Origin of the sequence: Bacillus sp. Au-Bac7, from assembly GCF_021341655.1 — a bacterium.
Classification (GTDB): Bacteria; Bacillota; Bacilli; order Bacillales; family Cytobacillaceae; genus Niallia.
Genome location: NZ_JAJTTG010000019.1, coordinates 39,471 through 65,528 on the forward strand (window position 1 = coordinate 39,471; position 26,058 = coordinate 65,528).

A 26,058-nucleotide genomic window follows, 5' to 3' on the forward strand; every position below is an offset into this window, starting at 1 on the left:
TCCTCCTTCCTAAGCTTCTTATAAGGAATGGAACAACTCTAATATTAAGTGAAGACCCGAGGAAGCCATATAACCAGCTATCAAGACTAGATTAATCATGGTTAGTTTGGTTGGATTCATATCGAATTTTCTTAACTTAAATTGGGTTACCTGATTAATCCCGTTAAATAAATCATCGGTTGCCATTTTCCCTAGTTCCACTAGAATACTAGAGTCAAAGGTATGTTGAGAGAAGTCATAAAGCGTCGTCATAAACAATTCAGCATTGTCTGTCCCACTTGCTTCTCTGGCAAATCGTTTAAAAGGTTCTTCTGATTCTGGATGGTCATTCATTTCAATAATCAATCTTTCTAAGCAACCTTTTAAATGTTCATTTTCAATTCGGTTTGCAGCTAACATGCCGTTAAATACGCTGTACAAAGTCGCATTCGATTGGAGTAAATACGGAAGCAACGTACGCGAGAACTTCGAAAAAGCAAATTGTTTAAGAAAAGAAGCATTATTATACATTCTTTTCACTCTTTTATACGCGTTCATCCAATTCATGACAGCTAATAATAAGCCAAATAAGATAAGGAAGGGACTAAATACAGAAAGACATAACCCAAAAACAATATATCCTATCCCCATATAAACCCGCTTTTTCTGAAAGCGAATTAAAACTTCTGGTCCATATCTCATTTCTTTCAACATAGATTCTAAGTCAGGTTCCAGAAACTTTAAGAAGAAAGGCTCCTTAGGAGCCTTAGCCGTGTTCTCCATTAAACTTTCACCTCCATAATACTGTCATCCCCCATCTTTTTGACAAAGGAATGATAAATCGATCCTAATAAAAGTAAAAATAGAATGGAGGAAGCCCAACCTATCGGATAATGAGCATAAACATCGATGAATGTTTTTAGCCCAAAGCTCCAGATCAAGGCGGCAATAAAGATAAAGCTGACTTTAGCCATAAATCGAAAGTCCGATGCTTTTCCTTGTTTTGCCTTTAGAAACTCCCCTTGTTTTTCTTTTATCTGATTATGATAATGTTTGATATCTTTAATAGAATCTACGTTGGTTCTTCCTTGTATAAGGGCGGTCGTTAACTGTTCCAGATACAGAGTAAACACCACATCGCTCTTATACTTTTCTTCCAAAACTTTAAAGGCGTCGACTGCTTCGTTTTCATTGGCATCCATTAAAACAGCTTCTAACCTAGAGAGATCTTCTTGGAATTCTCCACTGGCTCTTTTTCGTACCTTCTGAATGGCTTGTACAATCGTTCTATCGTTGTTGGTTAGTATTTGCGTCATGTAATTGATAAAGTTATTTCTTTCTCGAAAGGCTTTTTCTTCGTACACCCTTTTGACACTTTGCGGAATTAACACGGCATATCCATAAATCATCCCGATTAGTCCACCAATCAATGCCACCCACCAGGTCCAAAAGAGAATAAAGGTGAGAGCGAAACAAACAATAAACGGTTTAAAAATGGATGTTAGTAATTCTTTTCTTTGGATGGGTTTTCCATACGCGATTTGATAAGCATTGATTTCATCAATGGTCATGATTCTCTTTTTCTTTAATATCATGTAGTAAGGAACGCCTCCTTTGGTAAACCTTGATAATCTACACTAAACTCTCTTAATCTTTTGGAGAATGCTTCACTATAATTTCCCACATGATAGATAAAGTTATCACCATCTTCCTCTGTTTCAAAAACAGTTAATGTTTTTTCTCCCTCTAAATACTCCACAATTTCGGATAAAAACCGAACGGTTTTTCCATTGATTTTCTTTTTCTTAATATGAAAACCAAATTGAAAGTATCGATAGATATCTTCTTTCAACGATTGTTCCTCTACTTGATAGCCCATTTTCGCCATGTTGACGAAACGTGTTGGCGTTGCCCTTGCGTCTACTGTGTGAGCTGTCGTAATAATGCGATGTCCAGATAGTACAGCTTGAATCATCTCATACGCTTCTTCTCCCCTTGTCTCCGCAATATTGATCCATACTGGATTGTTTCGTAATGCTGCTTTAATGAGATCCTTATAAGTGAACCCTGGAGAAGTCAACCAACTCATAATGTCTTTATCAGGAAATAGCTCTTTATAGTGCCCTTCTAAGGTGTCTTCCGCAACAATAATTTTTTCATTATGAATATAACTGGTCAGCAATTTAGCTAATTCTGTTTTCCCTGTACCTGTATCACCTGAAATAACAATATTACTTCTTGCTTTAACTGCTGCTTTAAAGAAATCCAACATATAGAATGGAGCAAAAACCTCAAAGTTTTCTTCGTTTAGCGCTAATTTAGGTTTCGATACCCTCAAGGACATCGTTGTTCCATACGGACTAAGCACTTTATGCACGGCATTAATACGTAAATAACCTAATCCTGCATCTAAAATAGGTTCTTTGGGAGAAAATCCTTTACCAACTGCATTCGCAAATTTCGTTATCAGCTTATTAATATAGTTTTCCGTGATTTCTTCTTCGTGTATCCATTTTTCTTCAGGTGTTTCAATCGTTAAAAAGGTACCATTGAAGGAAATATCCGTGGTGGTTTCGTGCTTTTTTAATAATTCATCAATGACACCCAGACCTACAATTTCTTGAATCACATATTCCAATTTTTCTTCATCTGCGAGCAATATCTTATTCTTGTCTTTAATTAATATCTTTAGTACTTCGCGTGCTTCCTCGGATAAAAAAGCCTCCAGATACACCTCAGGATGTTGATCCTTCAGTTGATCCTTTATTCCTTTAATAATTTCTTCACTAATTAAAGTCATTCTTTTATTCATCCTTTACTTAATCGTATTATCCTTCAGGACCGTGCTGTATTGTGTTCCCTTTTCATCTGTCACTTTGACGCCAACAGCCATGATCTTTTCATCTGCATTTTTGATATATTGGTACTGAAAATCGTTAAAACCTATATTCATATCTACATTCTTTTTAAATTGCTGTTCAAAGGAAGACTCAAAGCTTTCTTGTTCAATTTCTGCATGTCCTTCTAAAATTCTCGAACTATCGTCCACATTCGTAATACTGGCAATCTTAGCTGATTCCACCATCGCCAAAACAATGGAATCTTTTTTAAATACTTCTACGTAGTAATTTGTCAGATTAATAGTAAGGAAAAATCCTAACCATATGATGAAGATGGTTGTAACAAATCCCCTCAATTGATCATCACCCCATAAAAAAGAAGGAACACCTCGTGTACCTTCTTTTCATCTTTCTATTTTTTTACCATCCGAAATTAAACAAGTGACTCAAATCTCCTGTGTCTAATTCTTCATTTAACAGTTCATTTAAGTTTTTTACATCTTCTTCTGTCCAATCATCTGGTATGCCGTTAGGAAATGGATCATCCTTATTAATTGGCTCGAACATAATGGCATCCTGTTCGATCGTTTCCGAATCCATGTGAACTTTAAAGTGAGCAAAGATATTTAGGTTATCTTTTAAATGAATCTGAACTTTGTTAGCTCCCACGTCCGAAGACTGGTAAGAAACATCATAGGTGCCTAAATCCCCCCAGATTGGCGTATAAAACTTATGGCCGCCATCCTTTAGCTCTCTTTTAATTTGGCTATTTTTATTCGCGACTTGTTCATCTGTGAAGAGATTTCCTGTAAAATCTTCCACATTCACATGAGGGAAGATAAACGCATTGGTGCGGACAAAATCGCCATTTTGTTGTTTCGATGTTTCGGTATTGAGTAAATCCATTTTGATATGAGCATCTTCTGTCGGATAATCCAGGTAAGAATCTCTCAAACTCTCTGGAGCAAAGAAAGAAAGATTATTTTCCGCAACTTTCGTTGCAAATTGATAATCGGTCCCCAATTCATTGGTGTAATCAAACGTTATTTCTGTTTCTACCCCATAACCAGTTCGTTTCTTTCCTAAAGGCTTCGCCTTATATTGGATCGTTTCATAGTAAGATTTCATGGTAGTTTCAGGTGTTTTCTCTGTCATAACGACATAAGATTTACTGTCTTCATGTTGAGCATTACTGTTTACATCAAATGTAACTGTCCCCTCAAAAGAAGTGTACCCCTTTGTTTCCAGGCTTTCTTTCCCTTTTATCACGTCAAAATCATTCGGATTAAATCCTTCTAGCTTAACCGTATAGGTTTTATTTTCATTTACGGCTAACTTATCTTTCGGAATTTTGAACTCTAGGTACTCTGGAAGAGTAGAAGCCGTATATTTCTCTTCTGTGATCTTGGTAGATCCTTGATACAAAGAAACGTTTATTGTTTTATTCGTATCTTTATAATCCTTTATTTTACTAATATCACCTTTGTAATTAATTACGTTAGAAAGATAGATACGTACGGGTAAACCTTCCTCGGCTTTCGCTGTATATATTTGCACTTTTTCTAAGCCTGTTTTGATCAATGGCTTGTCATAATAATAGTTAATGACTAGGTTGCTTGTTCCCATTGTTCCACTTTCGGAATCCCCATCCGTCCTTACATAACGCAGCGTATATTCTCCATCTTTTATTGTAATTGGACTTTCGGAGTATTTGTCCTTTTCGTGTATGGTATACGTTTTTGCTTTCGCCACTTCTTCTCCCGTTCTTTCATCCAAATAATGAACGGTTACACTTCTTCGAAGCTTATAATCGAAGGTATGAGAAGCATCATTGTTATGCGGAGTCTTAATCGAAACCGTATTATTTCCAAACAAATCATAAATTCTATTTCCACTCAATTCATGCATGTTTGGAGCCGTAAATGTATTCGTTGTTCCTACTTTGTATCTTTCTTTGATGTGATGAAACACATCATTTTCTGGATACATATTCTTTTCCCACACATTCACCCACACATAAGGATCATAATAAAGGGTGATGGTGGTATCTTTTCTTGGCGTGGTACCAGATTTAGCGGCAGAACCTCGTAACTTATATGCAATATCGTTATACGTAATATCTGTTCTAGCATTAAAACTGTACTTATCGCCTACTTTATATGTTCCAATTTTATCCGTCTTTCTAATGGTTTCACCCGTTTGATAATCTTTATACTCCGCATAAACATCCCATTCCGTTGTGTAATAGAAAGTTACTGTAAAGTTTTTGTCAGGAACTGTCCCTTTCTTAGTTTTATCATCATCTAGGATTGCTTTTTTCCCATCTGACTCCAGACCAGTTTTAGAAGATGCGGTGTAGCCATCTCCGATCGTAACGGTTTTTTTCTCACCCAGAATCTTTTCACCAGTTTCTCTATCCTTGTGGTCTATCCACATGGTTACTTCTTGTTTCTCGAACTGTGCTTGAATTCTAACGGTTTGGGCAGGGTCAGTAAACCAATCTCCATAACCAAGTGTTTGGTATCCAGAAGATCTAGGAACAGATATTAATGGTTGATAACCCTTCATCGAGCCTTTTATACTTCCTGTATCTAGTTTACCTCCAAAGTCGGATGGTGCTTCAAAGTAGAACCAATCTCCACCTGAAACTGTTACATTCCCGCCTCGTTTGGTGTAGTTATTATCTGTTTCATTAACAAATGTTACTTCGTCAGGTATTTTAAAAGTTAATGTATTCGCTTTGTCAGCTTCAAATTTGGTAGTTTGAGTTTTTTGAACCCCATTTGAAAAACTAACAGTCAACTTTTCTCTATACATAGAAACATCGTCATCAGGTATTTCTCCATTTTGTGATAAATCCCAAAGTTTCTCATACCCAGAAATACTCTGTCCTCCTGCATAATCTCCGTTATACAATCTAGACAATATTAGTGATGTAACTACTATACCTCTATTTTTATCATTTCCAAAAATATTCTCAGGTCCATTCCAACCAAAGTATAAAGCTCTAGCTACTTTAGCATTGTCATAAGGAGTTGGTTCATTGTATAATGCACCAGTTCCTGGAGTTGGTTTTTCATGTTCTATACAAAAAGCTTGTTCCCCATTAACTCGGAAATCACCAACAATTGAACCACCATAACTAATTTGTCCCCGATATTCAATGTCAGGAGCAGATGCAGCACTTACAGACTTACCAAAAACAACACTTTTAACTGCTGACGCTACAGTAAGTTTCTGTTTTACCCCTTCTTTCATCAAGTCATCTAGTTTTGCAGGAATTTTTTCATTGCCAGCACCAACATATAAAGGTTCATCGCCATACAATAATTCCCCTTTTTCGTTAACAGTTAGGTATTCGATATCTTCTTTCGCTTCATCTTCTCCAACTACTTCCTCTAAAGTTGGTTTTGTTATAGGTTCATCTCCTGATACGTATTTCCTACCAGTCAAATCCTCAACTGCTTTTATACTAGAAGTTTCCTTAACCACTTCTAATTTTTCACCTTCAACCACTGAATCATCAGATTTTCCACTTCTTGTATCAATGTTTATTGACTCATTCAATATTGTCTCTGCTAAAGCAGACATTGGGTACTCTAGAATTTGTAACATGAAAGTTGTTATTACAAATAGTGAAAGCACTTTATAACTAAATTTCTTAATTTTGTTCCCCACTTAATCACCTCAAATTTCTATTTAAAGGCAAAATAAAAGTCTAGTATATTTAAATACTAGACTACTAAAAATTTATTCAATTTAAATCACCAACCGCCCCACTCAAAAGTTCCTTTCTCGTAGGTAGATGACCCTTCTTCTGCTGTTTTATTACTCCCATTAGTGTTAATTACTCCCTCCCCAGTTTTCTGCACATTAGAAACTTTTCCGCTGTTGGAGTTATTATTACTAGAACTATTAGACTTGTTAGAAGAACTAGAATTATTGCTTGAACTAGTCGACTTACTAGAAGAACTAGAGTTGTTGCTTGAACTAGTTGACTTATTAGAAGAAAAAGATGAACCACTAGACGTACTTGATGAACTTACTGAGTTGTTAGCATTACTAGAGTTGCTTGAACTACCAGTTGAAGAATTATTGCTTTTAGATGTTGAAGCAGTGCTTGAGTTTACATTATTAGAAGTAGCATTTTGATTTACTTGTGTATTCGTTTGAGCTTGCTCTGCTGCTTTTGCAACAGCTTGCTCCTCTTGACGTTTCGCTTCTTCTTCAGCTTCTGCTTTCGCAACCACTTTTTCATTTACTGCTTTTAACTGTTTCGTTAATTCGTTTTTCTTCTCTTCATTTTTCACTTTCGCCACAAGATCAGATGCAGCATTATAGTCTTTGTCTTTTAACGTATTTTCTGCTTCTTTCACTTTCTTTGTAGCTTCATTGATGGCAGCAATTTGCTTATCAGCTTCCTCTAACTGCTTTGATAAGTTGTTAAAGATGGATTCATTCCAATCTTTCACTTCCGCAACTCTTTTAGTCAGGTCCTGCAACTGCTCTAGGGTAGCATTTTTACCAACAACACCTTCTTTTATTAGGTCCTCTACATCCGAATCCAGCTTACTCAATTCTTCTGCTTGATTTAATTGCTTCAAAAGCTGTTTTTTGTCTTTTCCTTCGGCTACCTTGTCAATCGCAGCTTTGGCTTTTTTCCACTTACTATCAAAATCTTCATCTGTTAACATGGCTTTATCTTCACTATATAAAGCCGCAAGGGATTTTTCTGCGTCTTCCCTATTTTCTACTCTTATTTGTTCTTGTTTTGCTTCTTCGGCTTCCACTTTTTGATTATAGGTAAAACCACCTATCCCACTTCCCAATATTATTGCAATTGAACTATAAAGAAGTATCTTTTTCTTCATAACGTACCTCCAATTATCTAATTATTGACAATATCATTCTATCATACATCTAAATACCAGGAATAATTATCTATAATCGGATGATGATTTTTACCCATCCAAAAAAGGAAAGCCATAGTGGAATGCTTAACAACATTCCTATTGTCAGTCCTCTAACAAAATCATGTTTTTCTGCTGTTATCGTATCATCGTTTCTCACCCCTTTAACCTCCAACGTTTCATGATAAGTTAATAAGATTCACACGTTCAGCATGATAAATGTCCAAAATATATTGTGAGTTTATAGCAGTCGTTACTCACACAACTCTATAGCAGTCGAGTATCCAGTTTAAAAAAATAGCTAAACTGAATCTGCTAATGTAAATGCCATTGCTTGCTGTCTACAGGTTTAAAACCACTCGCACCAAGAAGAACTTATTCACCCATAAACATTGCATGGCAACTATGTTTATGGAGGAAGGACTATTCCTAATATTCAATTATTTTTTGTCATCACGACAAACGTCTAAATCCTATCAACTTATCTTTTTTTAAAGCTCTCTATAATATGTAATGGTTCCACTACTACCAATGTCCCTTTGTCACTTTCATAAAATCGAACAGAGTTTGCACCAGCAGTGATTAGTTCTCTTTTTAAGATTTCTTTATCATTTACAATTAAATCTTTTACATTGATCGACACTGGAACACATTTACCCACTCTTTTGAAATTAGAATACCTTTTCCTTTTTTCTAACACTTCATGTTTCTCATACTTTACAGGAGATACAGAAACTTGAATTTTCTTTCTTTGTGGTTTAAACGGTTTAAATGCAGAACTCATATACAATAATTTAGATTGCTCATTTAATCTTTTAGCGATAATAACGCCATTATTATTTTTTACGTTACGAATATAGTCATATACTTCACTTAAATATCGTTTTAAACCTGTTGTTTGATGAATACAATATTTCCCTTTTACCAGTCGAATTGATCCATCAAGTAAACGTATTTCATGGCCATTCATAAAAATTTCATCTAAGCTCATTTCCCTGTCTATCAGAAATTCTTTTCTCACGATTAACCCTCCCATAATTTTTTTACAAAAACAAAAAAGCTGTTAAGACATTGTAAGTTAGTCTTAACAGCTCCTCTATATCGTAAAATATACAACTAAATATAATATAGATTTATTTACCACTGAAAAATAGTAGAAAATTCCCCGAAAAATCTATATAATAATCTTGTTGTTGTAACATTACAACACAGTAAGGGGCAGTTCACACTAACAACTCCAATTGTTATTGTGAGCCATATCGTATTAAATGACTCCAATCATTAAATACGGTCGCCTCTTTTTTGTTTTTGTATATGCATTTAATTGATTAATTGTATATACAAAAACAAAAGAAATATAATTGTTATTCAAATTATATCGAACAACATTTCACAGGTCAACTAATTTATGACTTTTTTCACGAAAAAAAGTTAAAATTGTGAACATTTAAAGTAAATTAGACCTATAAAACCTAATACTAAATCTAGTTACAATAGCCTAACATCTCCATTTACATAGCTGATCTGCTGAGTAGACATTCAGATTATTAATAGTACTTTTGATCAATATTACCTGTAATACAGCCTAAGTAAAATACTATGGAACCTTGAATATTTACTTAAAATAATCCAAGTAGATGATTAAACTTACAATAGTAGAACATTTTGTTCCCTCCGGTATCAGACCTTATCTATAACCTTTTAATCACATCAATATCGAATAATATATATAAAACAATTAAGATAAATTATACATATAATAATAAAAAACAAAATATATAAGGAAAACGATAAAAAGTCTAGAGTCCATGTGTTCCATGGTTCTATGCCATTTTATTATTTTCTTAAATACAATATTCACCTTTTCACAAGTTTGAAAATACAATATTCAATTTCCACATCTCTTTAAATCCAATTCTAACTAGTTCAGATATTTATAAATACAGTTATAGTAATCTTACTTTACTATCCGTTCATATTTTTAACATAAAATAATGAAAAACTAAATAATAATATTTAATGTCTTGCTAAAATTAAAAAAATCTAGAATATCAAAAAACCTTTTCAGATTGATATTTTGAAAAGGCAAGTGATATTATTGATTTTTTCTATTCCCTAATTTTTTATTAAAAACGGTGGATATTTACCATACATTTTATGTTATGTATTTTTGATGATTTCAATCTTTTCTTCCACAGTACATAAAGCTATTGATAGTCTTCAAAAACCTTCGCAAAGCAAATATTTACATATGCCCCAATAGATTTAATAGAATTCAACTGACTATTAAGTTGGAGTACCTCAAATTTATCAGCAACAGAAGAAATAGTGTAATTCAAAATTTTTTCGATAAATTGACAACTTTAGTATGAGCAGACAGATTTAACATCCTGCTAATAGATCTTTCAATATCCTTCATTCCACGCCATTTCAAGGGGATTTTTGCATTTTTAATTCTAGCAGCCATTTCTTTTTTGCAATCAGCAAATGTCCTTCTTTGTTTATTTTCGTCAAGTTGACTAAAACAAGAACCATTTAGACTGAATTTGTATTTCTCAATGCAAACTTGTATAAAAGTTCTTCTTCTATTACGATGTGCTAAAGAAGGAACTTTCAACTTTACGCAAATTGGAATAAAAGAGTATACATTATTAATTATTAGTAAACAGTTTCTTACTCTTTTAGCTGTAGTATTTAAAATTCCCTTTAGATAGGACATCTTCCTTGACCCTTTAATCAGCTGGACATCTTCTACTGCTCTCCTGTTAGTTCTCAGTTGAACTTGAAAATATTCGCTCAGTTTAAGTAGAAGTATTGGTCCTTTATGATAACGCTACTTGATTAATTGTCCAAATATTTTTTCCTTAAATAACGCTATAGGAATAGGAAATATGTTGATTTTTCAGTATGTTTACTAGTAACTATTTGGTTAAACTTAGCCTAATCTACAATTTCATAATGTGTACCGTAATCAGTATGTACCTCAGCTATCTAGTAATCCATCAAATGCTTTTTTTACTGTTTCATATGTAAGGTCTTGTTCAGAAGAGATATTAGAAATACAAAGCTGCTTGCGCTCACTTACAGTTGGATCCTTTGTTTGAGAAACTTTCTTATCTTTTACTTAATAAAATAATCATAGAATATAAACACCCTGAATAAAATTTAGTATTCAGGGTTAAAGATTAATATTATTATGTAAGTAAATCCAACCTAAGATTGAATAATCTAAGTAGTAATTAGCTTGTTCTTCCTTTGCTGACTAATTTCATTGTATATTTCATCCTGGCGAGTATCCCATATCTCAATCGCTTCTTCCTCTGAAACATATTTACTGAAAAATTTTATAGCAGGCTGTCTTAACATATAAATTGGCAGATGTTCTATACGCTTAACCCTTCTCTTAGGAACATTATCTTTTATAAATTCTTGAATGGCTTGTTCTACTGGATTTATAATCAATTCTAATTCATGTATTTCATCTTCAATGGATTGAGCATAATCTAGTTGTATTGCTTTGATAGCATATCCCGCCCTTTTTTTTATGTCTTTTCTGGTCAAAACATAATTTATATTCCTTCTGATCTGATCTTCTGGAAATTCTTTTATTAACCATTCAATTTTATCTGCAGATATTCCTAAATTAGATAATAGAATTTGTAAATCGTCAAAAAGTGATAGTTGCTTATCTTCTACTTGTTTAGATTCATCTAAGACTACTTCTATCAATTGATGAGAGTTACTATTAATAATAAATTCTATACTAGTTACTTTTCTTCCAGTCTTAATTTCATTAAACATGAAACTAATGTCTGTATTATTGTTTATTTCATTCTGGGCGACTAATAAAACTTTGCTTTTAAAATGTCCATATTGCTTATATTTCGTAGGTTCTATTCCTAAAAAGGCGCGTAATTCCATTAGTGTTAACTTTCTTTTCTTGATTCGTTCATACTGTTTAAGCAGCTCATATATCCTAATTGAATATACAGAATTGAGACGTACAACATTCTCAAGTTGATAGGATGTAAACTTATCTTTTAATTCTAGAAAAAAACCTTTTAGTTCAGGATGGAATTGGAGCGTTATATATCCTTCATTGTCCTCATAAATAGAAGTGATTACCCAACTATAGTTTCGTTGCTTACCATCCTTTTTAATCGTTAGAACTTTTGTTTGAAGGCCATTTACAATTTCTCTTAGGTACGAATAGAATCCAGTTCTTTTTGAGTTTCCGATAATTTCTATAAAATCTCTAGCCCTAAAACGATATGTTTTTAATGTCTCATCACTTGGCTGAACTTTGGAAGCCATTACCAGAAGAATACGCTGCTCTTGTAAGGATAATTTATATGTACTTTCAATTAACTCATTGGATTTGGTTACCCAGTTTTTTGTACTGATACTATCGAGTTCATTTTCGTTATCAATAATTAAATCTTCCATAGAATCCTCCAAAATAGTTATACTATCACTAAATTATCATAAGGTGATAGTATTGTAAACTAACCAAAGAATCAAATTGAATTTAACAATTGAAACAACATGAATTAAATAGAAAGATCTTAACTATCACTAATTTTGCGTTCTATATTTTACTATTAGAAATGCATGCAAAATTGGTGATAGTTAAGCTAAATATCACTATAGAACTTCTAAACTATCACTTTTAATAAGAAAAAATCTTTTGATTGAGTAGTTATGGATTAACCAAAGAGATCAATTTCGTCTAAAAAATATATAGATCTGGAGAAATAAGTAATATTTACATCTAAATAAGCGCAAAATTAGTGATAGTTAATATATTTAAGTATATTTACGCAAAATTAGTGATAGTTAATATATATGTTTCAAACGCAAAATTAGTGATAGTTAAATAGTATGTTGCGCAAAATTAGTGATAATAATGAATGTCTATCTTTAATATCCCAAAGGAAAAACGACATTTTTCGTATTTTTCCTTTGGAATTCTATTATTTAAAGTAAGTTGCGCAAAATAGGTGATAGTTTAGATTAAAGTTATAAATTCTACTTTCATTGAATTTATAACTTTTGTAGATAATAGCTTCAAAATAATAGTGATACTCCGCCGCAAAATTAGTGATAGTAAGGGATGTAAGCGTAAAGTGCACGCAAAATCAGTGATAGTATTGCGCAAAAAACGTGATGCTTCACGCGAAAATAGTGATAGTTTACGCAAAGTAGGTGATATTTGAACGCAAAATCAGTGATTCTTTGCGCAAAAATAGTGATAGTTTACGCAAGATTAGTGATCTTTCACGCAAGATTAGTGATATTTGAACATCGAGAACCCTTGCTATCACAGCGTTATTCGACATCGTAAAACATTTAAAACAATATAAATAAATTAAAACAATATACTAAAACATTAAAACAAGAATATAGTTGTTAGTTTCTTTATAAGATTATAAGTTGGTTTAGATTTTTAAAAATAAATTAAAATATCCCCCTTTTTCTATTCCCCCTTAAATTCAATAAATAAATAATTAACTATGATGCGATCTTTTTTTCTATCACTTATAAAGGACATAAAGATCGAAAAGTGAGAGTAAAAAATACTCTCACTTTTCAAGCCTACTAATCATTAAAGCTCTCTATCCAGTTTTGTTATTGAATAAAAATAATTACAAAGAAAATACCCTATTCTAGTTATCGGATAGCTTACTCCACTTAACTTACTAATCACTTTATTTTAAAGAAAAGTATATTTATTATATTTATACTCCACAAGTATTTATTACTCCATATATGAACTACTTTTATTCCTAAAATAGGATACATGTAGAATCCAAAAAATAATAACCATCTAAAATACTGATGCATACACTTTGCATGCAAATAAATGTTGATTAACGGATATTGTATGCAAAAAGCATGCGTATCTACAAATAAACTTTGACATATGTATGCAATTTGCATACAATAAGTAATAGAATATGTACTATTACTAGGAGGGAAATCCATGGCAAGATTTGTATCTATTGACATAGGAAATGACGCAGTAAAAGGTTATTTAGGAGATTTAGAAAATAAAATATACATACCTAACGTTATAGCAGATTTAAAAGATCGTGACATAGTTGAAATGGAGAAAGAACCATTAAATGCTCTTCATGTTGAAATAACTTCGTCTGCATTAAAGATTAAAAATGGCTCGTTCGCTGTTGGGAAATTGGCGTCTAAATACCCTAATAATGATGAGTTAACGCCAGAACAGGACAAGTCAGATAGTGATCAACCTATCATATTATTGCTAACAACATTAGCTTACGATGCAATTAGTAAATTTAAAGAAGAAGACGGAATTATTGAAGCAACATATTACCTTTCAACAGGATTACCATTAGATGAAACAAAAAAAGGTAAAGCAAAAGAGTTTAGAAAGAAACTTAAGACTGCTCAACATGAAGTGAAGTTCCTTAAAACTCCTAATTTTGAAAATAAAATTGTTAGAATTAAATTTGAACAAGTGATAGTTAACACTGAAGGTTTTGCAGCATATGTAGACTTAACAACAAATGACAATGGTTCTACAAAGAATGAAGAATTACTTGGCAAAACAATTTTAATTAATGATATTGGTGGTCTATCAACCGATTCAGCAATTATCACAAAAGATGCCGAAGTAGACAACGAATATAGTGATGGAATTAAAAAAGGTGTATCCACTTATTTAGATAACATCATAAAAAGAGTTTATTCAACACACAAATATACTATAAAAAGTCGACGTTCTTTAGTAGAAATAATAACTAACCCTGATTCAGAAGAACAATATCATATCTGGGTTGATGGTAATAGAGTATCAATTAAAGGAATTGTTGATGATGAATTATCAATTTTAGCAAAAGAAGAGTATAAATTAATTAAAGAATTATGGAGAAATGTTCCAGATACACGCTTGGCTTACCAAATCGGCGGAGGTTCAGTAGTCCTAAAACCTTACCTGACAGAGATAAATCAAGCAGATAAAAATTATCCTCTTCGATTTGTATCTGCTGAAGAAAGTGTATGGATGATTGCAAGAGCTTACTTCAAAATCTTAATGATGTATGCGGATAGTAAAGGTATTTCTATTAATGAAGCAGCTGCTGCAAGTGAGTGATGCATCGTGGGTTTTTATGAACCAGGTAAAACGATTTCTTTTAGATTGCCACAAAATACACCAAAATCGGTCATAGAACATTTAAATAAACGAAAAAGTGAATTAGGGAGAAATTTCAGCAGTGAAATTGCTCCCCTATTTGTAAACTCAATAGAAAATTCATTTATCTCAAGTCAGAATGATTCTATTAATATCCCTCTTCCCTCTAATTTAACTTTAGAACAGAAGGAATGGATAAATTCAAATTATACTAAATCACTTTTAAGTCAATTGATTTACCAAGTGGTTAATCAATCAACTAGCCCTATTTCCTTTGATGGAAATGGTGCTCAAGTTGTTAGTAAACAAACTGAAGATATTGAACCAGAACAAAAATCATTCAAAGCAAACTCAACCACAAGTAGTTTTATTCAGAAAACCTTTTTGAATTTTGATGATGACGACGACGATGATTAATCCCCTTTTTATGGGGATTTTTTATTTAATCAAATAATAGTTTATACTGTGAATAATTGTGATTTTAAAGTAAAATTAATATAAATTCGCTCTACATATGCACTAAAAATAACCAAAGCATTTTCATCTGTGGTTCACCGTTGTTGTGTAGAACACATATAAACAACAAATTTCAAACACATAAACCATATTTGTTGGATACTAGTGATTCATAATTTTAAGATTTTTGATGATTGTACTCTACAAATGATGTGTTATTCACAAGTGGAACACAAACTAATATCGATTTGGCAGTAGTTATAGAATAAAGTTAAGTTACAAATAGGAAGATGTGGTCTACATGTTTTCTTTAAGGCACAACTATTCTACAATTTTAATCGATGATATTCAATCTGAGTAAAATAGTAGATGAATTACATAAGAATGTTATTGATCATAACTTAGTAAAAGAAGTAAAAAAGCACAAAAAATTAAATTAATGTTTTTTGAAATGTGGTTTAAATGTGGAGTGTTATCTATATGTAGAATACAAATCATAAATATAGTGGCTAACAATTTTGATTTAGTTTACATAATGCGAAAAAGGAGTTGGTTCCATGAATTATTGGAAAATAAGTGATTTTACAGAACAAATAAAATTATCATTTGAGAATGAAAGAATTCATATGAATACAATTGATGGATGGTTTAAATCTCTTGAGAGTAAAAGAATTCATTATGTTATGCGTACAGAAGATACTAAAGAAAAAGTATACGATGACTTAGATTTAAATATAGCAATATTTATAAAAAAACGAAGAGAAGAAAAATGGTCTTTATCAGCAATATATGACGATTTAGCAAATCATTTTGATTTAAGGGGTTTCCCTGCAGAAGAAGTTGGACCAGTAGCATTTGATGGTGATTTTGAAACGTTGAAAAAACAATTGAGTGAAGAATTGAAACAAACATTTAATCAAATGGCTGCCTCACAGATTGAAGAAATAAAAAAACATTATGATTCAATAATAGAGCAAATACCCAAATTACCTTCACCAGAGGAGCAAAAAGAAACAAGGTTTAAAGAAATGGTTGTAAGAAGGAGGGTGGAAACTGCCCTTGAAAATGAAGCTTTAGAAATGTGGTCTACAAAACCAGAAAATGAGAGATATAAAAAGGTTGGTTTGTTTAGAAAAGAAGAAGACATAAATAAAAGGTATGAATTCATTAGAAATTATATTAATGAAAATTATGAGAAAATGTTAAAAAAAGAATTTGGTCTATAAATAACCAATAACTATTTTGTTTTAATTGGTTTATTGAAAGGTAATAATCAATATCGTATATGGGAAAATATACGATAAATAAATACATTTTAAAACCAGCGAACTAATTAATTATAAAAGGTGGATACTGGATAACAATATGTTAAACGAAAAAGCGTTAGAATATGCAAAGGGCATAGCAGCTATAGAAGGTTTATATTTATCTGAAGAACAAGCAAAATTAATTAGAGAGAAGGCAGAAGGGGAAATTACTCACGATCAGTTTATAAAAAAAGCAGTGGAGTTAGCAAATAGGAAGTAGTCTATTAAATAATTAGAATCCAGAGATATAAGTAATTATATGAATCGTTTGATACTATGTTGAAAAGGTAATAATAAATTTAAATGAGCTGAATAACAATTTTTTAACTTTTAAAGAGAAATGAACAAAAGTTAAAATTTACTTTGGTATTGAATAACTTTACATTAAGTACCTAAAAAGAAGGAATAAAATATTGTTCCTTCTTTTTTGTATGCTAATTAGGATTTATTATTTATTAGATTTATCTTATCAGGACAACCAACTGGGAATTATTGTATTCTTGAAATTTGTTTTAAATATTACTCTAATTACTTTTGAAATAAACGAAAATTCAATTTAAACATGTAATTAGATATAATGTCTTATCCATCAAGAGGGTTAAATAAAAACTAGAAAAATATGATTTGAATAAAGTAAAGGGAGAGAGCATCCTTTTTAAACTTCACTGTTAAGGAACAACCCGGTTGTGTATTTAAATAATAAAATTCTTTGTCTGGACTTAAGTTACAAGGGGAACTCATCCGAAATAGCTTATTTTCGAGTCTTTGTAAAAGCACTAAAGTATTTGCAAATCAAGAGACTTATTTGTTGCTCCCATTGGAAGTAGCGACACACATAGTTATGTTTAAATTTTAGTCGTTATAGAAAAGGCTGTAACGCATTTACAGTGAACTTGAAAGCGAAACTTTAGATTTCTTATTTGTTAGTAGCTGTTGAATTTTTTTTGTTTTTTAAAGGAATTCCATATTTCTTGCTTACCTGTATCATTTTTTTTGCCAGTACCTGTGCATCTTCTTTCGACATTTTCATACTTAATTTCTCCTCTCGAACTTTATTGGTATAAGTATGAACAAATTCCAAGTTTTTTAAACAGTATCCTCAATTATCCAATATTAACTCTAGGACATTTAGTCAGTGTCCTAAAGATAAAATTCTAAAAGGGATACAAAAGGGATTCAACATTAAAGAGAAGAGTATGTTAAAATACACGACAAAATGGTGCAAAATACGACGTATCGAGAAATGATAAAAGTACTGTTATGTTAGTGAAAAAATGTCAACAATACAGAAAAACATACTCAAAAAATTTAATTTATTTACCATATGTTTTATTGGCTCAAAATTAATTCGTAAAGACTTTAAAACCCCCTAATTGACATTAAATGGGTTTAATTTTATTAAGTTTGCGATGCTGATAATTCAAAGAAATTCTTAGCAGAAATAGAAATCTAAATATGAAAACAATGCTTCGTAGCAAATAAGGGATTTCTTAAAATGTTTTTTATAGAGGATATCGTGAGAAATATCCTTGTTACAATACCAATTTTATAAGTTACTATGAACTAATGCTTTAATAAAATTTCTCTAAGGATATTATTGCTGAATAAAAAAACACATTGCTACAAAACAATGTGTTCGCCCTAACTATAAAACGAGGATTCATTTAAAATCCTTGCTGTGTTGATATACTATGTATAACTTATACATAGTATAAGGCATTTTTATGATTTTACTAATTTTAGCACACACTTCTATCAATATTTTTGTTAAATAAAAATATCCTATGCAGGAATAATTTAAATACTCCATATCGTCCAGCTTTAAATGTTAGAACTAATCCCATTTAATTCAAGTTCCATATGAAAACTGGGTAAATTTGGTAGTTAACATTTTGAGTTTTAATAATGGAATTCGTAGTATAAAAATGGAGAATAAAATGATATTCATCCATTATAATTATTCTCATAAATTGATGAATTCATTATAAGGTAGGTTCCTGAAAGGGGAACTAGCCTTTTATTCGAATTTTACTAGTTAAGAATGGACTTTCTTCTGTATCTAATGCATATATTTTTGGGGAGTGACTAAGGAGGTATTTTACAAATGTTTACACGACAAGATGCATGGACAGAAGATGAGGATAGAGTATTAGCGGATACGGTTATTCGATTTATTAAAGATGGTGGTACACAGCTTCAAGCATTCGAAGAAGTTGGAAAGCAATTATCCAGAACTAGTTCAGCCTGTGGTTTTCGTTGGAACTCATTTGTTCGAAAACAATACCAACCTTCAATAGTGTCAGCAAAAGCCTTCAGAAAACAACTAAAAAAAGATGCTAAGGTTCAAGAAAATGAAATAGAAATACCTGGGCAGGAGAAGGTTCTTTTTAAGAGTGATTTAGATTTTGAACAAGTATTAAAATATGTTAAAGAGATCTATAGTAAAGCTAAACAAAATGAGGATCAAGAAGAATTGTTAGTAAATTTGAAAGCGCTACGAGATGAAAATGATCGGCTTCAAAATGAACTGGCTACTATAGAAGAAGCTTATTGTTCTATAGTAGCTTTAATTGAGAAAGCAAGGGAAATGGTCTTAACGAAATAAAACAACTGTCAATATGGCAGTTGTTTTTTTTGCTTGTGTTTCCTTTAGAACAGTAAAAGTGTAGATACCAACTAAAGGAAGTATTTAAGGGAGTTTATAAAGTAATTTTACGCTGTCAACATTCTTAGATATTATACACTTATTTTTATAAGGGAGATAAAAATTAACATCTTTTAATCATACCTCCTCTCTATCCCCCATATATATAGAATTAAGTTTAGGACACTAGGACAGTGTCCTAAAGAAAAACTTAGATTGGAATGGATAAAATGATAAGAGAAGAGGAATTTGGTATTAGAGGAAGAAAGGTTCGTTCGGATAAAAAAAGAGATGTTAAACCAACAATTTCTGTGGAACTTAAAAATTGTATTTATCGTTTATCATATATAACAAATACCCCTGTTAAAGATGTATCTGAAATAATCTGTAAAAAAGGACTGCAATCTAGAAAGGTAATAGAGAATCTTTCACACCATTTTCGAAGGGAATATCGTTTTATGAATACTATCTACATTGGAGATCCAGGAAGGGAATCTCTTCAGAGTAAATCACAAAAAGGAAAAAATGAGCGAATTACCACTAGATTTACCCAATATACTTATGAAGAAATAAAAGACTTATCTGGTGCATTAGATGTAACTCCATCGAAAGCAACAGCACTACTGCTGGATGCAAGTATACGAAATACAAATCTTCTTGATTCTTTTGTTAAAACATATTTACACGGAACATTAGATAAAATGAGAATGAAGGAATTGAAATATGTACTTCAGTATATAAAGAAAAATAATCCATATAGCGAGGAAGGATCTTGGTTTAGTCTAATCGCTTTGATTGTAGAAGATGTTAAAGATAATTCAATTAATGTAAAAGAGTCTATTCATAATTGGTTAGATAAATTTAAATAGGTACAAGGGGGGATTGTTCATTACGTTTATTCACTTGAATGTTGCTTTTTACAATTAAAAAAATACAGTTATCATCCAGTAAAAGTGTGATATCTCTAGATAGCAATAATATCCGCAACGACTTCTAAAAGGTTAACAAAAATACTTGTCTAATTGTTTGCCTTGATATTTTGAACAGTATCGTGGAGTAATTAATATATTCTAATTTGGATTGGTTTCGTTTCTATATAACAGACCCTTACTGTCATTCGAGCTTTTTTAAAAATTCTTTCTGTCCTCCAGTAGTCTTATATGTGCTTCATGTCTTTTATTCATCTATGCCTGGCTTAGTGCGGGTTTATTACGAATCCATAGTAATAATAAATAATATATTAAGCCATTAAAGGATTCATATAAACTATACTAATGACGAAAATTGACAATAGATATACGTAATACTTTTAAATTTTTTATCTCAAAAAGAAAAAAACCGTATTCTTTTTGAATACGGCCAAATTAAATGTTACTAATTATTAAAAAACTATAGAATTAAATTCTGCAAACCGGACAAGAACCTTATATATTATTTTCAGACCGTACTCCCTTAATTGTTTTCTCTAGAGTTGATTGTTCTAAGTGGTATCGAAATAATATTGGGTCCGTCCTTTTTTTGAAGTTTTGATAAATATACTGTAGCATATGCGTCTATTATTGGAAACTCGGATATTTATCAAAGTCTCTATTTTTACTAATATAATCCAATAAATGGAAATTTTTTTTCGTTCCCACTTGATAATCCAGGTCATGATTTTTTAAATATTGATCAAGTAGATATTTTCCCTAACCAATTGTAAAACTGTCAATATCTGCGTCAGATAAATCCTCGTGCTCAGTTTTTGCTTTCTTTATACCTTTTTTTGATATTCAGTTAATAAATAATGGCTATCATCTTTTTCTGCTTTGTTTTTATTAATCACTACTAAACTAACACCAGTCACTATAAGGGCCGTTTTGTTTAAGTGCATTTATTCACAAATTATAAATAAATATAATTTATAACCTTATTATGAACCTTAAAAGACTAGTTTCCAATCCCCTGAAAACTGTGCTTTAAGATTTTTTAATATTCTACAAACAAAATAAAGAAACGGAACAAATAGGACAAGCGCCGTGGCTGAATTGGAAAAAGGTAATAATATATAATTAGGTTAACGTAACCGTATGTAGAGCCTCCTCCTCGAAGGTGTACACGTCCACGTCCACCTTTCTTTATTTTTGTATAACTATTCTAAGTTTTTTTAATGGAATATTGCTTGTCCGATATAACGCAAAAAATGGAGACTTCCCGGATTAGTCTCCATCTTTGACAAAAATGAGTTTACCTAGAAATAGAATATGTCGATCTTACTTTTTTGGTGATTACCACTTGATACTTTCCGCATAGAATATCTGCTTTTGGCATACTATCCTCATTGAAAGGGTAACCAGAACCTCCATTACTTGCTAATCACTAACAGTGCTGCACCCCAAAAGTTAGAGTTGAAATCTAACTTTTGGGGTGTTTTTTATGGCTAAATATAGTGGGAATTTCAAACTAAAAATTGTTCAAGAGTATTTGAAAAGTGCTTTAAGGTACCCCAACATTTGAAGGTGCACATCAATCGATGCTGCTTTTTATTTTGAGAAGAATTAGCGATTATTATTTTAAAAAATAATAAGGATGAAAGTTTTGTTTTGAATATACATTTATCATCAAGAAAGTCCAGTACATTTTAAAAAAACTTAAACATATTAAAGAGCTTATATACTCTGTTGTTTGAAGGAAGAAGAAAGTGTTTACTTATAGCTTGCCCTTTTTACACATTTAGACAAGCCGGAATGATTCAAGTTACATATATAGTAATAAGCAACTAAGGGGGGAAATTAAAATGCATATCATAACGGGATTAAATAACGGAGCCATCTATCATAACATTCCGAAACCTACATTTGGAGCCTGGAACTAACCTTTCTACGGAGAAGGACCATATCATTATATAATCGGTAATCAACAGTATAACATTTCTCCAAGACCACCAGGCAATCAGATTTTTTTCCCTATATCGGATCAAACTCTCCAACAACGTTTAGATAAAGTTCTTATCATTGGTAAAACTAATTAAGATTCTTCAGCTACCATTGGCAGCTATTTCTTTTTGCCAGTAGAAGTTATATGCAGATTATAAATAAACCATAACCCTTTGAAGCATATTAATGAACAAAATCCAAAATCCAAAAGGAAGTTATGTATGAGGAAAAATAAACAACAAAGAAGATATTTAAATATTGCACTTCTAATCAATACAATAATTGTAATCCCTTTAATATTGAGAAAACCTCCCATTAAGGATTGGATAATTGTCTATTTATTTAATGCTATTACAAATGGTATTATTGATAATTTTCTAAGTTCATACAAGATTGTTAAATATCCAGTACGATTATTCCCTAAAATATTCAAGACGCACCTATTATTTAATTATTTTTTATATCCATCTTTTACTGTTTTTTATAATCAAATTACATATAAAGATAAAGCACTAAAAGCATTTTTAAAACTTATATTAGTAACTATTCCTCCATTTTTAATTGAAGTTTTGGCTGTAAAGAAAACAGAATATATAGTATGGAGTAAGAATTGGAAATGGTATCATACCTTTTTTAGTATCATTCTTAAATCTTCCTTTACAAGGGTATTAATTGTAATTATTAGAAGGTTAAGCATATAAAGTAGAAGATAATTCATCTCAGTTTCTAACCGGAGGACCATCTATGAATAAAAATAAAAAGGAAGTTCGTCGCAAATTAGCTGAAATTAGCATATGGGGAACAACGTATGTTCATCCTAGAAACCCTTATATAGTAGCTTTGTGGTCCGTTACTTTTCCTGGCTATGGACATTTATTATTACATAAATACATAAGAGGATTCGCATTAATTATATGGGAAATATTTATTAACCAGAAATCTCAATTAAACCTTTCTATGGTTTATTCCTTTATAGGGGAAATTCACTTAGCCAAAGAAGTATTAAATATTAATTACGTGTATATGTATATACCAGTTTACCTATTTGCCATTTGGGATAGTTACCGAGCAACAATTGAATTAAATAATATCTATTTATTAGCTGAAAAAAATGAACCTCCTATAGAAGCGATAACTATAAAACCCTTTGAAATAAATTATGTTGATAAAAGAGATCCTATCATTGCTGTATTCTGGTCCTTGAGTATACCAGGCATGGGTCAGTTATATCTTCATCAAATATTCTCAGCAATTTTCGTTCTTATAACAACTGTCATATTCGTTAAATTTTCCCATGTAATAGCTGCAATACATTACTTATTGTTAGGGAATATTCAAGAATCAACCAATATTCTTGACAAACAATGGTTTTTTTATTTGCCTTCCTTATATTTCTTTAATATTTATGAATCTTATTTAAATACTGTTGAAAATAATAAATTATTTGCAGCAGAACAAAAAATGTTTTTAATTAATAGTTACCAATCCAGTAATTTAAAATTTAATAGTAATCGGGTGAAATAAAAGATGCAGGTTTTTTCAACTTTTGAACACTCTCTTCAATTGGAACTAGCGATAAGGGAAATTGAACAAAAAGGTATTCATACTATTTTTGCTGTCCCTTTAGATTCTACCAATCCTGAGAGCATTGGTCTTTTTGATACTATCCATCGGTCAGATGGGGTTTCCTTAATAAATAAAGGTATCGTTTTTGCTGTGTTCTTTTCTGTTTTAGGAGCAAGTAGAGGTTTTGTACTCGAGTGGGGACCCATCTATTGGGGATTAATTGGAGCGATATCTGGTTTTATTCTTGGTTTTCTTATCGATTTATTTTTACATAGGGGAAGAAAAGTAAGTGGAAGAGCAAAAGGCAAAACATCTGAGGTGCTTATTATAATTGAGTGTGGAGATACAGAACACAATGAAGTTGAAAAAATTCTCTGGAAACACTTCGCATTAAGTGTAGGAAAAGTCCATTAATAAAGCAATAAAAATTATAAGTGGAAAATATCATAAAGTAATACCAAGTATTATACAACTAAAAATTTTTCACGCTATAGGGAGTTTATGTTATGAAATGGTTAAAAGGTTTTACCTTTATTTTTTTAATCCTCCTTTTAAGTGGGTGTTGGGATCGAAGGGAGTTAGGGCAAGTTTCTATTGTTACAGGGATGGCTGTAGATAAAGGAGAATCGTATAAATACAAATTAACTATTGAAACTACGGAAGCAAGAGAAATGAGTTACCAAACAGCAGCTGGTTTGGCCCCATCAACGGTTTCATCGTTAGAAGGTAATAATATTGGGGAGCTGACTTCTAAATTTAATATCGTTAATGCCACTCATCCTGTTTATTCCCATACAAGAGTGTTAGTTGTTAGTGAGAAAATAGTAGAGGATGGATTGTTAGAGTTTATGGATTTTTTCGATCGAAACAGAGAAATAAGAGATGATTTTGCTATTGTAGTTGCCAGAGGATCTAATGCTGGTGATATTCTGAAAGTAAACAATATGTACAAAAAAATTCCCTCTCTAAAACTATATACTCAAGTAAATACCATGCAAAAAGAGTGGGGGGGAGCTCCTGATGTTAAGTTAAATGACTATACTCGTATTTATAACTCCTATGGACAAGCACCAGTACTACCTGCTGTAAAGTTGGTGGGTGATCCCAAAAAAGGTGGAAATATTGAAAATCTAAAAAGTGAAGTTCCAGAAAATGAAGTAGACCTTGATTCAATGGCGGTTCTTAAACTTGGGAAGCTTGCAGGATATGCCTCCTTTTATGAAGTTCGCGATATGCTTTTTGTGCAAAATAAAATTAAAAGCACAATAATAACATCTAATTGCAAAAATGGAAAATTTGGATACCGTATTACTAATTCTAAGACAAAGGTTACTGCCAAAGAGTTAAGTGGAATTCCTCATTTTTATATTAAAATTAAAACAGAAGGTAATTTAGAAGGAACCGATTGTCTTCAAAATTTCACAAATCCTTCCGCCTTTGAGGGATTAGAGGAATCTATTAATAAAAAGATGGAAAAAGAAATAAAAGGATTTTTTCAAAAAACAAAAGAGGAATTTAATGCGGATGTTTTTGGTTTAGGAGAACTCCTGAGAGAACAGGATTATAAGCATTTTAAGAAATACAAAGATACCTGGGATGATGGTTATGCTATAGCGAAAATACATGTTTCCTTCAATTCGGAAATAAAAAGAAGTGGATTAAGAAAAGATCGTTATATTATGAAGTGATTAACCACAGTTGGGTAATCATATTTCGGGTTTTAATGTAAGCGGTAATACTTTGTATGATGCTACTGGAAAACCTTTTGTTATGAGGGGAATTAATTATGCTCATTACTCCTAAAAACTTTACGTTGTATAAAGGGATTTAATGTTTTTCGTTGAATAATAAATGGAATATTAATGTCATAATTTTAGCGATTTAGATCAATTGAATGCTAAGATGAAAAAAATGGATTTTAAGGAGGACTAAAATGGTTACATGCTATCTGAAATATGTTATTGACCCTTATAAAGTAAAGGAATTCGAGGAATACGGTAAGATATGGATTCGATTAGTGAATAAATTGGGCGGTACACATCAAGGTTATTTTCTTCCACATGAGGGCGCTAATAACATTGCTTATGCCTTATTTACTTTTCCAAGTTTAGCAGCATATGAAGAGTACCGAGTGAAAATGGCATTAGATGTAGAGTGTCAGGAAGCTTATAAATTTGCAGAAGATACTAAATGTATTTTAAGTTATGAGAGAAGCTTTATGCGCCCTGTATTCGAGTGAGTGATCAGATTATACATATCTTGTAAAATCGACTGGT

21 protein-coding genes are annotated in these 26,058 nt (G+C 31.5%); 11 read left to right on the forward strand and 10 right to left on the reverse strand.

Translation table 11 applies throughout. The annotated features are described in order from the left end of the window. Nucleotides 1-18: 18 nt before the first annotated feature. The 10 genes from LXM54_RS24840 to LXM54_RS24880 all read right to left on the reverse strand — a co-directional run bounded on the left by LXM54_RS24840 (nucleotide 19) and on the right by LXM54_RS24880 (nucleotide 12,175). A complete protein-coding gene (locus tag LXM54_RS24840; protein ID WP_233318612.1) occupies nucleotides 19-762 on the reverse strand; it encodes a hypothetical protein in 744 nt (247 codons plus the stop codon). Continuing rightward, nucleotides 762-1,574 (reverse strand): hypothetical protein, encoded by an 813-nt coding sequence (locus LXM54_RS24845; protein ID WP_233318615.1) that lies wholly within the window; start codon nucleotides 1,572-1,574, stop codon nucleotides 762-764. Before LXM54_RS24845 ends, LXM54_RS24840 begins: the two co-directional genes overlap by 1 nt. Next, nucleotides 1,571-2,779 (reverse strand): CpaF/VirB11 family protein, encoded by a 1,209-nt coding sequence (locus tag LXM54_RS24850; RefSeq protein ID WP_233318617.1) that lies wholly within the window; start codon nucleotides 2,777-2,779, stop codon nucleotides 1,571-1,573. The genes LXM54_RS24845 and LXM54_RS24850 overlap by 4 nt, the downstream gene beginning before the upstream one ends. A 15-nt stretch (nucleotides 2,780-2,794) precedes the next feature. Then, complete coding sequence (locus LXM54_RS24855; RefSeq protein ID WP_233318619.1) at nucleotides 2,795-3,175, reverse strand: hypothetical protein; 381 nt, start codon at nucleotides 3,173-3,175, stop codon at nucleotides 2,795-2,797. A 64-nt stretch (nucleotides 3,176-3,239) separates the two neighbouring features. Next, nucleotides 3,240-6,497, reverse strand: a complete 3,258-nt coding sequence (locus LXM54_RS24860; protein WP_233318620.1) for a MucBP domain-containing protein — start codon at nucleotides 6,495-6,497, stop codon at nucleotides 3,240-3,242. A gap of 86 nt (nucleotides 6,498-6,583) precedes the next feature. After that, complete coding sequence (locus LXM54_RS24865; protein WP_233318623.1) at nucleotides 6,584-7,690, reverse strand: hypothetical protein; 1,107 nt, start codon at nucleotides 7,688-7,690, stop codon at nucleotides 6,584-6,586. Nucleotides 7,691-7,760: 70 nt separating this feature from the next. Beyond that, nucleotides 7,761-7,889, reverse strand: a complete 129-nt coding sequence (locus LXM54_RS28125) for a hypothetical protein (protein ID WP_267913487.1) — start codon at nucleotides 7,887-7,889, stop codon at nucleotides 7,761-7,763. 321 nt (nucleotides 7,890-8,210) lie between these two features. Continuing rightward, nucleotides 8,211-8,750, reverse strand: coding sequence for a hypothetical protein (locus tag LXM54_RS24870; protein WP_233318624.1), 540 nt, complete (start codon nucleotides 8,748-8,750; stop codon nucleotides 8,211-8,213). Nucleotides 8,751-10,064: 1,314 nt separating this feature from the next. Further along, a complete protein-coding gene (locus tag LXM54_RS24875; protein WP_233318626.1) occupies nucleotides 10,065-10,448 on the reverse strand; it encodes a hypothetical protein in 384 nt (127 codons plus the stop codon). A gap of 509 nt (nucleotides 10,449-10,957) precedes the next feature. After that, nucleotides 10,958-12,175 (reverse strand): replication initiation protein, encoded by a 1,218-nt coding sequence (locus tag LXM54_RS24880; RefSeq protein WP_233318628.1) that lies wholly within the window; start codon nucleotides 12,173-12,175, stop codon nucleotides 10,958-10,960. A gap of 1,537 nt (nucleotides 12,176-13,712) precedes the next feature. Here LXM54_RS24880 and LXM54_RS24885 point away from each other — a divergent pair. From LXM54_RS24885 to LXM54_RS24935, 11 genes are all read left to right on the forward strand, one after another. Then, the gene (locus LXM54_RS24885) at nucleotides 13,713-14,855 is read left to right on the forward strand and encodes a ParM/StbA family protein (RefSeq protein WP_233318630.1); all 1,143 of its coding nucleotides are present in this window, start codon (nucleotides 13,713-13,715) and stop codon (nucleotides 14,853-14,855) included. A 6-nt stretch (nucleotides 14,856-14,861) separates the two neighbouring features. After that, a complete protein-coding gene (locus LXM54_RS24890) occupies nucleotides 14,862-15,311 on the forward strand; it encodes a hypothetical protein (protein WP_233318631.1) in 450 nt (149 codons plus the stop codon). 596 nt (nucleotides 15,312-15,907) lie between these two features. Next, entirely contained in the window at nucleotides 15,908-16,576 is a 669-nt protein-coding gene (locus LXM54_RS24895) for a MerR family transcriptional regulator (RefSeq protein WP_233318633.1), read from the forward strand. 139 nt (nucleotides 16,577-16,715) lie between these two features. After that, the gene (locus LXM54_RS24900; protein ID WP_233318634.1) at nucleotides 16,716-16,877 is read left to right on the forward strand and encodes a hypothetical protein; all 162 of its coding nucleotides are present in this window, start codon (nucleotides 16,716-16,718) and stop codon (nucleotides 16,875-16,877) included. A gap of 1,884 nt (nucleotides 16,878-18,761) precedes the next feature. Continuing rightward, nucleotides 18,762-19,262, forward strand: coding sequence for an RsfA family transcriptional regulator (locus tag LXM54_RS24905; RefSeq protein ID WP_233318636.1), 501 nt, complete (start codon nucleotides 18,762-18,764; stop codon nucleotides 19,260-19,262). Between the two features lie 269 nt (nucleotides 19,263-19,531). Further along, nucleotides 19,532-20,170: a hypothetical protein gene (locus tag LXM54_RS24910; RefSeq protein WP_233318638.1), complete on the forward strand. Its 639-nt coding sequence runs from the start codon at nucleotides 19,532-19,534 to the stop codon at nucleotides 20,168-20,170. A 2,267-nt stretch (nucleotides 20,171-22,437) separates the two neighbouring features. Then, nucleotides 22,438-22,917: a CBO0543 family protein gene (locus LXM54_RS24915; RefSeq protein WP_233318641.1), complete on the forward strand. Its 480-nt coding sequence runs from the start codon at nucleotides 22,438-22,440 to the stop codon at nucleotides 22,915-22,917. 43 nt (nucleotides 22,918-22,960) lie between these two features. After that, the gene (locus LXM54_RS24920) at nucleotides 22,961-23,740 is read left to right on the forward strand and encodes a hypothetical protein (protein WP_233318642.1); all 780 of its coding nucleotides are present in this window, start codon (nucleotides 22,961-22,963) and stop codon (nucleotides 23,738-23,740) included. A 3-nt stretch (nucleotides 23,741-23,743) separates the two neighbouring features. After that, nucleotides 23,744-24,196: a hypothetical protein gene (locus LXM54_RS24925; protein WP_233318644.1), complete on the forward strand. Its 453-nt coding sequence runs from the start codon at nucleotides 23,744-23,746 to the stop codon at nucleotides 24,194-24,196. 92 nt (nucleotides 24,197-24,288) lie between these two features. After that, entirely contained in the window at nucleotides 24,289-25,470 is a 1,182-nt protein-coding gene (locus LXM54_RS24930) for a Ger(x)C family spore germination protein (RefSeq protein WP_233318646.1), read from the forward strand. 245 nt (nucleotides 25,471-25,715) lie between these two features. Further along, on the forward strand, nucleotides 25,716-26,021 hold the full coding sequence (locus LXM54_RS24935; protein WP_233318648.1) for an NIPSNAP family protein: 306 nt from the start codon (nucleotides 25,716-25,718) through the stop codon (nucleotides 26,019-26,021). Nucleotides 26,022-26,058 lie beyond the last annotated feature (37 nt).